The following is a 13395-nucleotide window of genomic DNA, read 5'->3' on the forward strand; positions in this document are numbered from 1 at the left end:
AGCCGAGAGTGGATCAAGCCATCCTAGCCAAGGACGTTCGAAGTCAGGATCTTCCGACGGCAGGCGCGAACGCCGGCCGGCGGCTGACCCTCGGGGGAGCACTCGTTATTCTGGGTGTTGCCAGCGGCATCTTCCTCGCATGGCGCGCGTCGTCCAGCCTTCTCATCATATTTGCGGCGATCCTGCTTGCATCGCTTCTCGATGCCTGCGCTCGGTCGCTTGGTCGATACATTCCGATCGCGCGCGCGTGGCGGCTAGCCATCGTGATCGTCATCCTGACTGCAGTGGTCGTGCTGGGGACAATATGGGGGATTGGAAAAATCCCCGAGCAGGCCCGGATCCTGATGCGCGTCATGGACGCTCAACTGGATATCCTGCAACAACGTCTGCTGGCTTTTGGCGTGGATCTGTTCGGCCCGGACGGAGGGCGCGACTTTTCCCGCTGGTTTCCCGATCACGACAAGCTCTTTGGCCACGCGCAATCGGCCGTCGGGACCGCCTCGAGCTTTCTTGCCAATACGCTCGTCATCATATTTCTTGGCCTTCTCTTTTCGCTCGATCCGCAGGCCTATCGCGACGGCGTCGTATTGTTGGTCAAGCCCTCCTCGCGCGAGCGCATGCGTTCTGTTCTGGATGAAATGGGCGCCGTGCTGCGCTCATGGCTCATGGGACAACTGATCCGGATCGTCCTGATGACCGCCTGCGTGTGGCTGGCGCTCTATTTGCTCGGGCTTCCAAGCGCCTTTCTGCTCGGCCTGCAGGCCGGCCTGTCGAACTTCGTGCCTTATCTCGGGCCGATATTGGCCAGTATCCCCGTGGGATTGGTGGCAATGCCGCTTGGCCCCTCGATGGTGATCTGGGCCATCGGGATCTACACCGTTATTCAATCCATCGAGGGCTATGTGATCGGCCCGCTCATTCAGCGGCGCGCGGTGGAGCTGCCGCCCGCATGGACGCTGGTCGCCATCGTCCTGCTCGGCTCTCTATTCGGCGTCCTGGGAATTGCGCTTGCGATGCCGCTATTCGCGATCGGGCGCGTCGCCGTTCTTCGACTCTATGTGGAGGACTGCCTGGGAGATAACCTGAACGACGGTCCTGACCTTAGATAGAGGCGGGAAACTCCGACTAGATGGAAATATTGCCCATCGCCAGATTGTAGAGGCCAGCGGCAGCTGCCACGAGGATCGCTCCGAACAGGATTCCCTCGGCAGACGCAAAGACTGTTGCTTTCTGCTCCCGCCGCGCGATCACAAACAGGATCGTGACCGGCGCATAGAGAAGCGCCGAAAGCAGCAGGAAGGTGGGACCGCCTGCGTAAATCATCACAGCCGCGTAGATCGTAGCAAGCGCACCGCGCACCCAGTCGATGGCGCGGCTACGCGGCTCTGTCCGATATGTTTCCCCGGTCCATGCGAGCTTAAGTCCGTATGCTGCGACAAACAGATAGGGAATGAGCGTCATTGAACTCGTCATCTTCAATGCCAACGTAAAGGCATACTCGGCAAAATAAGTAACGAGCAGGAACAGCTGAATCAGGCAGTTGGTAAGCCACAGCGCCCCTGCGGGTACTTTATTGACGTTCTCGCGCGTGAGGAAGCGCGGCATCGTGCCGCTGACGGCTGCGGAATGGAGAACCTCGGCGGCGAGCAATGACCAGGACAGATAATTTCCAAGCACGGAGATCAGCAGGCCGATGCTGATGAATACCTTGCCCCAAGGCCCCACGATCGCTTCCAATACGCCCGCCATCGACGGCGTCGCGAGCGCGCTTAGCTCTGGGCGGAGCAGAATTCCATAGGACAGCATGGTGACCAGGACAAGCAAAGCGAGCACACCGAGAAAACCCAGAACCGTCGCGATCCCGACATCGTTGCGGTCCTTTGCATAGCGCGAGTAGACGCTTGCTCCTTCGATCCCCACAAACACGAATACGGTGACGAGCATCGTGTTGCGAACCTGGTTCGACACACTGGCAAAGCTCGGTTCCTCACCACCCCAGAAATTAAGTGCGAAGACGTTGGCCTTGAACGCAAAAGCGGCAACGACGATGAAAAGGAGTATCGGTATCATCTTCGCGAATGTCGCAATCGTATTGAGCGCAGCAGCTTCCTTGATGCCGCGGAGGATAAGGATATGAACGCTCCAGAGCAGCAACGACGCGGCCACGATCGCAACGGGCGTGGTGCCGTCGCCAAACACCGGAAAGAACTGTCCCAATGTCGCTTTGATCAGCACAAGACACGCAACATCGGCAAGGCAGCATCCGATCCAGTAACCGGCCGCAGATGCAAAGCCGGCATAGTCGCCGAAGCCAGCTTCAGCATAGGCGAAAATGCCCGTATCGAGATCGGGCCGACGCCGGGACAGCGTCTGAAAGACAAAAGCGAGCATCAGCATTCCGGTGCCGGCGATGCACCAGGCAATCAGGGCGCCGAGACCGCCCGTGGCGCGACCGAATGCCGATGGTAATGCAAAGATCCCGGAGCCGACCATCGAGCCGACCACGAGCGCAATCAACGCGCCGCGCGAGAGCTTCTGATCGGATGGATTGGATGATGTTCCCATTTTTCTATTGAACCTGACGCTCGAAGACGATCGGTCGAATGAAGAAGGACCGGTATTGGCGCAGCAATAGGAGGCACCGTTTCCGGGTCCCTCCGAGATCGTTCCGGCTATCCGTTTGCACCTTCTGCAGTCGACAACACGGTGTCGTCCTCATCGAGCAGAACAGCTGCCCTGGAAAGCCGGTCAAAGAGTTTTCTGCGAGCTGCAACGGGTGGCCAGGCGTAAAGAAAGATTTCCGAAGGCTTCCAGATCGCAACCCAGCCCAGAATAAGAAAGCTCTCTGACAGAACCCTTGAGAACGGTCCCTCCGTCATTCGCTGAGCGAAGACCCAGCCGAGCAAGAGGCAAATGAAAAGGATCACCATTCCGACGACGAGTGACAGCCGACCGGTCTTGAATAACTCGCTCAGTTCACGCGAGACGGCCTGGCTTCGAAGGCCAAAGTAGTATCTGACGGCGGCAGCGATATCGGATACGTGCGTTTTCCGCAGTTCGTCAGGCGGCAGATGGATGACGATTTCAATTGGGACACGGTCGGAAAACTCCAGCGCGCGATCAACGATATAATCCTCAGCCTGTAGCGCGAGATCAGTCTCGCGGAACGGAGACGGATCGAGCGTATCGAAAAGCTGCGATACCTTGCGAAGCTTCATTTCTATTCGCCCGACTTGTGCCCCTTCGGTCGAACGGTTTCTCATAAGCCTTTCTCGATCGTCTTCGAGCAACGATGCATGCTGGCGCGGCCGTCGCAGGGACCGTCCGACGAGCCGAGAAGTCCCAGCAGATCATTGACGCTGCCACCAGTACAATCAGGTGTTTCCCCTAGGGCGAGATGCAGATCCAGATTAGGGAACGCCGATTGCGCCGCGTTTGTTGCGTCCAGCGACGCCTCAGCCAGACCGGAAACAAATTGATGCCTGCGAACTCATCGGGAAATCCCCTAGGTCCCCTAAGGTGATCAGCCGATATCGCATCGGCCTCACGGAAGCCTAGGCTAGCCTTTTGAAGGAGGACGTGACGTTTGGAATTCGCGACAACAGGCGCGATTACGACTGGATCGTCGATGAGTGAACTGGATCTGCCACCGGGTCGGCATGCTGAAGACCGTCACTTCAGAACGAGAAGCATTGTCCTCAGGCAGCTCCCCTTTCTTGCCATTCTCGCGCTGGCAATTGCAGGCGTGGCCTATACGAATTTTTCAGGCAAACCACTCATTGGCTATTGGGAGTTCCTTGCCCTCGCAATTGGTGTCGTCTGCGTCGTCACTGAATGGACCGAGCTCGATGACAGGAAAGCCAGGGTTCGACTGGTATGGACGCAAGCGCTGCACTGGATCGCGGTTCTTGTTACGATGAACATCATGCTGCTGGCAGGCGTTCAACAGCTTCTGCCCGCGCCTGCGACGAGTCTCGTGCTTTTGATGTTGCTGGCGCTTGGCACTTTTCTCGCCGGGCTGAACCTTATGTCGCTGCAAATGGGCTTTCTCGGCCTCTCAATGGCTCTGGCAGTTCCCGCGATCTCCTGGATCAAGCAATCGGCGCTCTTTCTGATTTTGGTTGTGGTCTTCGTGATCGGCCTTGCCATGGCTTTCTGGTCGCTCCGGACGGATACGCGTCGATCTGAGCGAACGGCGTCTTCACGGCCCCCCTCGCGGGGTGATCTGGTGGCCGATCACGAAGACACATCGGACGAAGACACATCGGACATCGAGGCGGCTCGCCGGCGCCTTGGGCTAAGCGACGATTAGCAGATCTGACAAACCAGGAAGCTGCGTTAGGCCGCATGGAGATGTGCAGCTTTCTCGTTTAAGAGTTTTCGTTCGGAGCGATCCTCAACAGGAGATATCATGAAGCGCTTTATTGCTGCGGCAGGTTCAGGGTTGATTTTCTTGTGCGCTGCGTTCTCCGCGATTGCAGACCCTCGCGACTCCGTCGAGCGTGGTCAAAGGCTGGATTCTGAAGCAATTCGGGACGATGTCCGCACCAACCGCCTGAAGACACCAGCGTCACCGCTCAACGTCGAACAACCGCGGCAACCTCAAGGACAGACACTGCACCGCAGAGGGCGACCACGTTTGCACGCCATGCCGCGACCTCCGAGCGAGCGACAAATGCGGCTGCGCCGGCAACAGAAATCAGTTGAGTGACAGGATTAAACTAGCGGTTTCCACGGCTGGCGGACCACGATCCTGCATCGCGTGATGTCGTTGGCTTGGCTCCACGGAACTATGAAGATAGCTGACGCCACCACTAGCGTAACGTCAGCGTCGCTATGCCCGCGGCAAGGCTCACACCGATCTGGCGCTCAAGCGACAGTGGCTGGAGCACCACGGTCCTGCGAGATCCCCCGATCAGAACATTAGCGCCCAGACCCGGGCCAAACGCAACGCTGCCACTCGCGCCGACGTAATTTCCACGGAGCGTACCCCGGCCGACCTGTGAGTTTCGGGCGAAGACCCGCCAGACCAGCGCGCTCGACGGAGTCACCCCGAGATCCAGGCCGATACGGCGCACCGTTCCCTCATAGATGTACTGCCGTGACGCATTTCGTACCCTGAACACGCATCGCAGCGTCTGACGCGAGCCGATAATCAGGCCGATCCGGGGATTGCTCATACATGTCAGCGTTCCTGCCCTGAATGCGGCAGAGGAAGCCGGCAGCGATGAAACGCAGAGCAAAAGGGATACGCCGAAAAGTCCAAGCAGGGCCTTCTTGATCATGGGAGCCTCCACTTTCTGCGCGAGAATATGGCAGTGGCTATTCAGCGCCGCAAGATCGCCACGTCAGGCACAACTCGCAAGCTGACTCGATTTCGATTCGAATAGTTACGACGCGATGCGGTTCGGCGCGCTTTCTGGTCGATACATTTCCGCAGACGATTGCGAGTAGCAGCATTACGCGATCGATGGCCTTGCGGTCGTATCCTCCACCGCATCCGCATGGTCAAGCGCGCCCGCCAGCACGTCGATCCGCTCCGGCTCAAGCAAGCAAAGCTGCTCACCCGGCCCTGCCGCAAGCCTGTGAATATAGAAGTGCGTGCTGGCCGCATCGGCAGCGCCCATGACCGGTGACGGCGCCGAAATGACCTTCAACGATCCAAAGGTGCCGATCCAGTCGATATGGCGATGTCCGTGCATGACGACGGCCCGATCGGCAAAGGCCTCCAACCGACGTACAAACCAGCTGCCGTTGATCACAGCCGTGCCGATGCGTTCAGCGAATGCGGTCACTGGCATCGGATACTCCATCAGATGATGGTGCAATGCGATTATCCAGCGCGCTTTCGGGAACTGAGCGATAAAAGCCTCCAGCCGACGGGTTTGCTCGATCGAGACGAGGCCAAGTGCATTGGTGAAGGAGAAATGTGTTTCGGCATTGGAATTGAGCAGCGCTATGCCGAGGCCATTCTCCTCCGGAGGCGGAACCACCATCGGATACAAGTCATCGAAGACCCCGCGCAGTCGCGCGGCACGCTGCAGGCCGCCGAGATCCGCGAAATCGGCCATCTGACGGCGATACGGCACCAACGCGTCGTTCAGTGTTGTTGTATGGCCTTTCCCGTCTTTCACAACAAAAGCACTATCGCCCTGAATGGCAGCGATGGTCGAAAGTGTGCGGACCTGTCGCAACCGTTTGCCCGGACTGAACGGTAGATCCAGCCGTGCCGGATTCGCCCGGTCCACGATATTGATATCGTGATTTCCGGGCAGCACGAAGGTGCGCGCGACGAGGTCCGGATAGTGTGACAGGACATCCAGAAACTCCGCCCATTCGGTCGCCCGTCCGGCATCGGTCATATCGCCGCTGATCAGTACATGGTCGAGCGGATCAACAGCATGAATTGCGGCCAGTCGCGCCATCACCTGCTGCAGACGCCTATTTCCTTGCGGTCCGGCGCGCCCGCTTTCAATGCGAAACCCGTATCGTTCGCCAACCACATGGAGGTCCGACAAGTGAGCCACACGCCAGATGCTGGTGTGGGCCGGCGCTGCATCGAACGCGACAATGTCCACCGGCTGCGCCATACGGGCATCGGCCAGACCCCAGACAAGCGATGCGCCGGCAAGGTAGCCGCATATCAAGACTGCGGCATTTGCCAGCGTCGGAATAATCAAACGATGAGGAACACCAAGATCTTCCAGGCTTCCCGTCCAGCGCGAGGCTGGCCACGCCCACATCGCGACCGCCACAGCGCAGATGGAGATGGCGATTCCTGCCGCGGCCGAATTCACCGCGCGGAGCCGCGCCCTTCCATGCACGGTCAGATGTCTTCCCAGCACCTTCTCCGTCAGATGCTGTAGCCCTTCACGGCCGAAGACATATCCCGGCTGGATGGCAAGCGCGTTAAGAGACCAGAAATTGATCTCGGCGACCCGAAACAGAGGCTTCCAGCCGATCCACCCCAGCGCGACGATTCCGATCGCCACCAGGAACGCGCCGATCTCCGTCAACACGAGAACCTTGTCCGACAGAGTTGAGAGCCAGGCAGAAGCAACCAATGCCGCGAGGCCCAACGACACCGCCGGCAGTAACAGCGATACTGTCCAGGCAAACAGGAGCTTCGGCAGACTGACTTCAACAAGCAGGCTCCCGGCCATCGAGAGCAGGGTTCGCTGTTCAGGGCTGGCGGCATCGTCCTCGATATCGCCCCGGCGCGGGTCGATCGTTTCCCTGTTCCACCCTTTCGCCGGCTCGTCGTCTCCCGCGTCCCCTCTCTTCATGGCATCGCCTCTTGTGAGCAGGCATGTTCCTGTCACCAGAGTGACGCTATCACATCTTCGACGACATCCGCGCGCGTCAGGGTTTGACCCGATGCAACATCACCGCGCGTATGATGTAATTACCGAAGCATGGCGAGAGATGAGCGCGGCAAATAGAGACAGGTCACTGAAAATATCACTCAATTTCTCGAACATGTTGCTGCATGCAGATCTAATTAGGCGGTTCAAGGCTTCTGAAAATTGAGACAGCGAGGCATACCCATATCGAGCGCATCTTCCCGTTCTGATTGACGGACTGCGCCTTTGGTAATATCCATTCGCCCCGTGCGATATCAAAAATCAGGCTGATAAAAAGCCGGAACGGAGTCCCATGGACTCGCAATCGATCGCAACACAGGCTGAACGGCCTGATGTCCCGACCGGGCAATCGACCTGGTCGGAGACTGTTCAAGGGCTGGCGCCTGAAACCCATCGCCGCTTCACAACAGTTTTCATTGGCGAACTATCATTCGCGGCCGCCATTTGCGGGCCCATGCACGTCCGCGCCTCACCGTTGATCTTGCGATGCCGTCGCCATTCGGAGTCGCATTATCGGCTCGGCCGTGCAGTTCCGGTGCCTCCTTATCCCTGACGTTCCTTTTCTATTCGTGAAAGGAGAAGTTCTATGGAAGCGATGGATCGGCGAAACCTCTTGCAGGGCCTTCTGTTCAGCGCGGTCGCCACGGGGCTTGGCACGAGCGTCTTTCTGACGACTGCCAAGGCCGCGCCAATCCCGCTGCAGAAAGACCTTGCCAACAAGTTGGAGCCCCTCACCGAAAACGCCCAGGTGGTTGTGGCAGGCCGGCCGCCACGCAGGGTCCTTCACCACCCGCATCGATCGTGGCGACGTCGTCGCCGTGTGTGTTGGTGGCGCCATGGTCGCCGCGTCTGCGCTTGGCGCTGATGGTGTGAAGCGCATGCGCGGTGACACGGGCGGCCTCAAATCATAGCGCAAAAGCAGCGCAGGAGCGGGAGGACAAGATGACGACGTATGGCAATAGTTCCTCGGTAAGCGTCAGCGGCTTGTCTTCACCGCCGTTCTGGATATGCATACTGCTTGGCATCGTTCTGATTTTGGCCGGGCTCCTGATCCTCGGCGACGTCGTTCTCGCCACTGTCATCAGCACGCTGTTCATTGGCTGGACGGCCATTGCCGCTGGCGTGTTCGAAATGATCCATGCGTTCTGGACCAAGGGATGGGGAGGATTTCTGTGGCAGATCCTGCTCGCCATTCTCTACGTCGCATTCGGCATCGTTCTGGTGCAGCAGCCCGTCGCCAGCGCGATCATCCTCACCTATGTCCTCGGTATATTGCTGCTGGTTTCCGGCGTCATTCGCGTGCTGCTTGGATTTAGCCGCTGGAGCAAAGGAGGCTGGATCATGCTGGCTTCAGGACTATTCGGCGTTCTGGCAGGTCTGGTTATTCTGACAGGTTTTCCCAGGACGGGCCTGTGGGTCCTCGGCTCTCTGCTGGCCGTCGACATGATCTCCCACGGTCTGGCGTGGCTCGCTTACGCATGGCAACTGAGAACCAAGGCAGCATAGCGGCAGAAGGAACCATCAACGACGAAGGCCACGTGGCACCATAAAAATCTCTCAGTCAGGAGGAATAGAAATGTCAGATCTCGTTGCGATCATCTATCCATCCGAGGCAAAGGCCGAAGAGGTGCGGCAGCGTCTGTTCAAGCTGCAGAAGGAATATCTGATCACGATCAGCGATGCCGTTATCGCGGTAAAAACCGAAGCCGGCCCCGTGAAGCTGAACCAGCTGATGAATACCACCATGGCCGGCGCGGCCTCCGGCAGCTTCTGGGGATTATTGATCGGCGTGCTGTTCCTGAATCCCCTTCTCGGCGTAGCACTGGGCGCCGCATCCGGTGCATTGGGCGGCGCACTGACGGATTACGGCATCAACGACGACTTCATGAAGGAGCTATCGGCAAACCTTCAGCCGGGAAATGCGGCGCTGTTCGTTCTCATCAAGAGCATCACTGCAGACAAGGTGCTCAAGGAAATTCAGGACGCCGGCGGCACTGTGCTGAAGACCTCCCTGGACGATGCCAAGGAGCAGGCGCTCAGGAACGCGCTCGCCAAGGCCACAACCGAGCCCCAGGCTCAGGCAGCACCAGCGGCATCCACGTCCACGGCATCCAAGCCCGCTGCCTGAGTTTGCGGGACTGGCATGGGTACAACAGAAGCGTCCGGCGTAGATATCTGCGCCAATTGCTCTTGTGCGTATCATCGCCGCGAATAACGAAGTCCGCCTGATCTTGAGCAGATCAAGCGGACTGTTGAATTTGCGTTTGAGGTGTCGTTGTCAGGCCGGCTGACCTACTCCACCTTGCCCATTTCCTTGAGCACTTCATTGGCGGCCTTGAACGCATCGAGGCCGGCCGGGATGCCGCAATAGACCGTGGCGTGCAGCAATACTTCCTTGATCTCGTCGACCGTGACGCCATTGGTGATTGCGCCGCGCGTGTGCAGCTTGATTTCCGGCGCGCGGTTCAGCGCCGTCAGCATTGCGAGGTTCAGCATGCTGCGGGTCTTGCGATCGAGGCCCGGACGATTCCAGGCGTAGCCCCAGCACCATTCGGTGGTGATGTGCTGGAACGACATCATGAAGTCATTGGTCGACTGCATCGACTTGTCGACATAGGCGGCGCCCAGCACTTCGCGCCGTGCGGCAAGACCGATGTCGAACATTCCGCCAAGGGTGATCGTCTGATCGTAGCTCATATTTTCTTCCTTCTATTTGCGATTGCTAAGGGTTCGACGTCGTTCGCCCGTCTGCCTCGATCATATGCCGAGATAGGCCGCGCGAACGGCAGGATTTTCATTCAATTCTGCAGACGTGCCCTGCAGTGCGATGCGACCGCTCTCCAGCACATAGCCGCGCGTCGCGACATCGAGCGCCAGTCCGACATTCTGCTCCACCAGCAGGATCGACGTTCCACGGCTGTGGATCTTGGTGAAGGCATCGTGCATCTCTTCGACGACCTTCGGCGCCAGACCGTGGCTCGGCTCATCGAGCAGCAGCAGCTTTGGCTGCAGCATGAGCGCGCGCCCGACAGCGACCATCTGCTGCTCACCGCCCGAGAGCGTGCCGGCCAATTGCCCCCGTCGCTCGCGTAAACGCGGGAAAAGTTCGAAGATGCCTTCCATACGCGACGACAGATCCTTGGCATGCCGTGCGGTGAAGGCACCGAGCATCAGGTTTTCTTCAACCATCATATCCGAGAACACATGGCGCCCTTCGGGAACATGCGCGATGCCCAGCGTGGGGATGTCATGCGAGGCGCGGCTCGACAGATCATTGCCTGCAAAACGCAACGTGCCGGTGACATGCGGCACCAGGCGCGAGATCGCGCGCAGGATCGTGCTCTTGCCGGCGGTATTGGCGCCGATGATGCAGACGAACTCGCCTTCGAACATCTGCAGATCGATGCCGTGCAGGACTTCGATCTCGCCGTAACCGGCATTGAGGCCCTTGATCTCGAGCAATGGCTGAGACGCATTCATTTGTGGGCCTCCATCGAACGGCCGAGATAGGCTTCCACCACCACCGGATCGTTCGCCACCTGCTCCGGCATACCATCGGCTAGAAGGCGGCCGAAGTTCAGCACCAGGATACGATCGCAGATCGTCATGATTGCGCGCATATGATGCTCGACAACCAGCAGCGTGATGCCGTCGTCGCGCAGCGAGCGGATCAGATCCATGATCTCCTGCATCTCCACCGGATTGAGCGCGGCCATCACCTCATCGAGCAGCAGCACTTTGGGGCCGGTACACAATGCGCGTGCCAGTTCGACGCGCGCGCGCTCGGGAAACGAGAGATTGCCGGCAAGCTTGTGGGCAACGGATTTGAGCCCGACGCGGTCGAGGCAGATCAACGCCTCCTTGCGCGCAGTCTCGACATCGTGGCGCAACAGGCCTGCGGTGAGCACGTTGTCGAGCACCGAACTTTCGGCAAACAGCGCCACGTTCTGGAACGTTTTGGTCATGCCAAGCGCCGCAACCCTATGCGGCTTCTGGCCGACGACACTGGTGCCGTCGAGTTGAATGGAGCCACTGTCCGGGCGAATGAGGCCGACCAGTGTACTGAAGAACGTCGTCTTGCCGGCGCCATTCGGGCCGATCAGGCCGACGATCTGGCCTTTCGGTACCGAGAACGTCACGTCGGACAGCGCCTGAAGGCCGCCGAAACGACGCGAGATGCTACGCACATCGAGAATGGTCATGAGCGTGCCTTCTTCGAGAAGCGTGCCATCAGCGAATCGAACACGGTGATGAAGCCGCGTGGCCGCCACAGAATGACGGCGATCAGGATGACGCCAAAGATCAGCTGCGACAGGCCCGCCGCGCCCGACGAGAATAGATCGTTCATCAGCTCTTCCACGGGGATGATGAACAATGCGCCGAGGATCGGACCGATCGCCGTACCGACGCCGCCTAGAATGGCGATCAACGCGACGCGAATGGAGATGGATGCTGCGCTGAATACTGTATCCGGATCGAAGAACACGGCGACCTGCGCATAGAGCGTGCCCAGCATGGCCATCAGGACGCCGGAGATCACAGCGGTCTGCAGCTTCACCTTGGTGGTGTCGATGCCTATCACTTCCGCAGCAGCCGGATTTTCCTTGATGGCGCGTAGCCGATAGCCCATGGCACTGCGCCGAATCGCCTCGAAGATGACCGTCACGACGATCAAGGCGATGAGCGCGATATAGGCATGCGGCAATAGCTGCTTGAACGAATAGGCAGCAATGCTGGGCGGCACGAAGGGCACCGACAGACCGACGGGGCCGCCGGTGAGCGACGACCAGACATTGGCAATGACGCGCATCACTTCGCCGAAGGCCAGCGTCGCCAAGGCGAAGTAGTGGCCCTGCAGACGCATGGTCGGAACGGCAATGATCAGCGCGGCGATTCCACCGAGGAAGCCGCCAGCGAACATGCCGATCCACGGGCTGATGCCGAATTTCAGCACCAGGATGGTGGACGTATAGGCGCCGATACCGAAGAAGGCGGCGTGGCCGAGCGACGTCTGGTTGGCCAGACCACCGATGATGTTCCAGACCTGTGCCATCGCCGCGAATAGCAGCGTGAAGGTGAGTACGCGGATCCAGTATCCGGTCGGGCTGAGCAGCAGCGGCAACACAGCCGCAATGGCGATCACAGCCAGAATTGCGATCCAGCGTTTCATCGGGATGCTCCTACGAGGCCTTGCGGCCTCACCGCGAGCACGAAGATAAAGACGATGAACAGAATGAGGTTCTGCAACTGGATCGGAAAGAACAGCGACGACAATGCCTGAATGACGCCCACCGCGAGCCCACCGACGACGGCACCCGCAACGCTGCCGAGACCGCCGAGCACAACGACGGTGAACATCAGCACGACGAACTGGCCACCGACCCCGGGGAAGACAGTGACATAAGGCAGGATCACCGCGCCGCCGAAGGCCGTGAGGCCGACGCCGAGTGCGAAGGCGATCTTGTACATCAATGCCGTATCGATCCCCATCAGCTGCGCGGCCATCGGGTTCTGCGCCGTCGCGCGCATCGCCCGACCGAACCAGCTCGTGCGCATGAACCACCACAGGGCCAGACCACAGGCCAGCGACATGCCGAAGGCGATCAGATACGGCACGCTGATGAATAGCGCGCCGAGCGATAGCGACATGGTCTGATAGGACGTGGTCACCGAACGAAACTGCGAGCCGAACAGCAGCAGCGATCCGTTTTCGATGACGATCAGCAGGCCCACCGTGAGGAAGATCTGTGCCACCGAGGGCGCCTTCAGCACGCGTGCGATCAACTGCCCCTGCACCAGCCAGCCAATGGCGAACGCCACCGCAAAGGACAGCGGCGCGGCCAGCACCGGATCAAGACCGAGATAGGCCCAGGCGAACCAGGATACGAACATGCCGATCATCAGAAATTCCGCCTGCGCGAAATTCACGATGCCCATGACGCCATAGACCAGCGTCAGGCCGATGGAGATGACGGCGTAGACGCCGCCGACCAACAACCCATCGATTATTGCTTGTAGAAATGACACTGCG

14 protein-coding genes are annotated in these 13395 nt (G+C 59.2%); 5 read left to right on the plus strand and 9 right to left on the minus strand.

What is annotated here, in order from left to right; all coding sequences use genetic code 11:
- Window positions 1–8: 8 nt before the first annotated feature.
- The gene (locus tag AB8B20_RS18530) at window positions 9–1109 is read left to right on the plus strand and encodes an AI-2E family transporter (protein ID WP_439074379.1); all 1101 of its coding nucleotides are present in this window, start codon (window positions 9–11) and stop codon (window positions 1107–1109) included.
- A gap of 16 nt (window positions 1110–1125) precedes the next feature.
- Here AB8B20_RS18530 and AB8B20_RS18535 read toward each other — a convergent pair whose 3' ends face one another.
- Both AB8B20_RS18535 and AB8B20_RS18540 read right to left on the minus strand, forming a co-directional pair.
- The gene (locus AB8B20_RS18535) at window positions 1126–2565 is read right to left on the minus strand and encodes a basic amino acid/polyamine antiporter (RefSeq protein ID WP_439074378.1); all 1440 of its coding nucleotides are present in this window, start codon (window positions 2563–2565) and stop codon (window positions 1126–1128) included.
- A gap of 107 nt (window positions 2566–2672) precedes the next feature.
- Entirely contained in the window at window positions 2673–3218 is a 546-nt protein-coding gene (locus AB8B20_RS18540) for a hypothetical protein (RefSeq protein ID WP_439074377.1), read from the minus strand.
- A gap of 410 nt (window positions 3219–3628) precedes the next feature.
- Here AB8B20_RS18540 and AB8B20_RS18545 point away from each other — a divergent pair, with 410 nt between their 5' ends.
- Window positions 3629–4312 carry a hypothetical protein gene (locus AB8B20_RS18545; protein ID WP_439074376.1) on the plus strand — a complete coding sequence of 228 codons (684 nt, stop codon included), beginning with the start codon at window positions 3629–3631 and terminating at the stop codon, window positions 4310–4312.
- Window positions 4313–4411: 99 nt separating this feature from the next.
- Window positions 4412–4711: a hypothetical protein gene (locus tag AB8B20_RS18550; RefSeq protein WP_439074375.1), complete on the plus strand. Its 300-nt coding sequence runs from the start codon at window positions 4412–4414 to the stop codon at window positions 4709–4711.
- Window positions 4712–4814: 103 nt separating this feature from the next.
- Here the strand turns inward: AB8B20_RS18550 and AB8B20_RS18555 are convergent, their stop codons facing one another.
- Window positions 4815–5285, minus strand: a complete 471-nt coding sequence (locus tag AB8B20_RS18555; RefSeq protein WP_439074374.1) for a DUF992 domain-containing protein — start codon at window positions 5283–5285, stop codon at window positions 4815–4817.
- 174 nt (window positions 5286–5459) lie between these two features.
- On the minus strand, window positions 5460–7286 hold the full coding sequence (locus tag AB8B20_RS18560) for a metallophosphoesterase family protein (RefSeq protein WP_439074373.1): 1827 nt from the start codon (window positions 7284–7286) through the stop codon (window positions 5460–5462).
- Window positions 7287–8306: 1020 nt separating this feature from the next.
- Between AB8B20_RS18560 and AB8B20_RS18565 the strand changes: the two genes are divergently transcribed.
- The gene (locus AB8B20_RS18565) at window positions 8307–8870 is read left to right on the plus strand and encodes an HdeD family acid-resistance protein (protein ID WP_439074372.1); all 564 of its coding nucleotides are present in this window, start codon (window positions 8307–8309) and stop codon (window positions 8868–8870) included.
- A 70-nt stretch (window positions 8871–8940) separates the two neighbouring features.
- Window positions 8941–9492, plus strand: a complete 552-nt coding sequence (locus AB8B20_RS18570; RefSeq protein WP_093757596.1) for a DUF1269 domain-containing protein — start codon at window positions 8941–8943, stop codon at window positions 9490–9492.
- Between the two features lie 164 nt (window positions 9493–9656).
- Here AB8B20_RS18570 and AB8B20_RS18575 read toward each other — a convergent pair whose 3' ends face one another.
- From AB8B20_RS18575 to AB8B20_RS18595, 5 genes are read right to left on the minus strand one after another with little or no spacing between them, the layout of a single operon-like run.
- Window positions 9657–10061 carry a carboxymuconolactone decarboxylase family protein gene (locus AB8B20_RS18575; protein WP_068729678.1) on the minus strand — a complete coding sequence of 135 codons (405 nt, stop codon included), beginning with the start codon at window positions 10059–10061 and terminating at the stop codon, window positions 9657–9659.
- A gap of 60 nt (window positions 10062–10121) precedes the next feature.
- On the minus strand, window positions 10122–10844 hold the full coding sequence (locus tag AB8B20_RS18580; protein WP_439074371.1) for an ABC transporter ATP-binding protein: 723 nt from the start codon (window positions 10842–10844) through the stop codon (window positions 10122–10124).
- The gene (locus AB8B20_RS18585; protein ID WP_439074370.1) at window positions 10841–11566 is read right to left on the minus strand and encodes an ABC transporter ATP-binding protein; all 726 of its coding nucleotides are present in this window, start codon (window positions 11564–11566) and stop codon (window positions 10841–10843) included. Before AB8B20_RS18585 ends, AB8B20_RS18580 begins: the two co-directional genes overlap by 4 nt.
- Complete coding sequence (locus tag AB8B20_RS18590) at window positions 11563–12534, minus strand: branched-chain amino acid ABC transporter permease (RefSeq protein ID WP_439074369.1); 972 nt, start codon at window positions 12532–12534, stop codon at window positions 11563–11565. Before AB8B20_RS18590 ends, AB8B20_RS18585 begins: the two co-directional genes overlap by 4 nt.
- Window positions 12531–13391, minus strand: coding sequence for a branched-chain amino acid ABC transporter permease (locus AB8B20_RS18595; protein WP_439074368.1), 861 nt, complete (start codon window positions 13389–13391; stop codon window positions 12531–12533). Before AB8B20_RS18595 ends, AB8B20_RS18590 begins: the two co-directional genes overlap by 4 nt.
- Between the last annotated feature and the right edge of the window lie 4 nt (window positions 13392–13395).

The organism is Tardiphaga sp. 866_E4_N1_4 (assembly GCF_052076075.1).
Taxonomy (GTDB): domain Bacteria; phylum Pseudomonadota; class Alphaproteobacteria; order Rhizobiales; family Xanthobacteraceae; genus Tardiphaga; species Tardiphaga robiniae.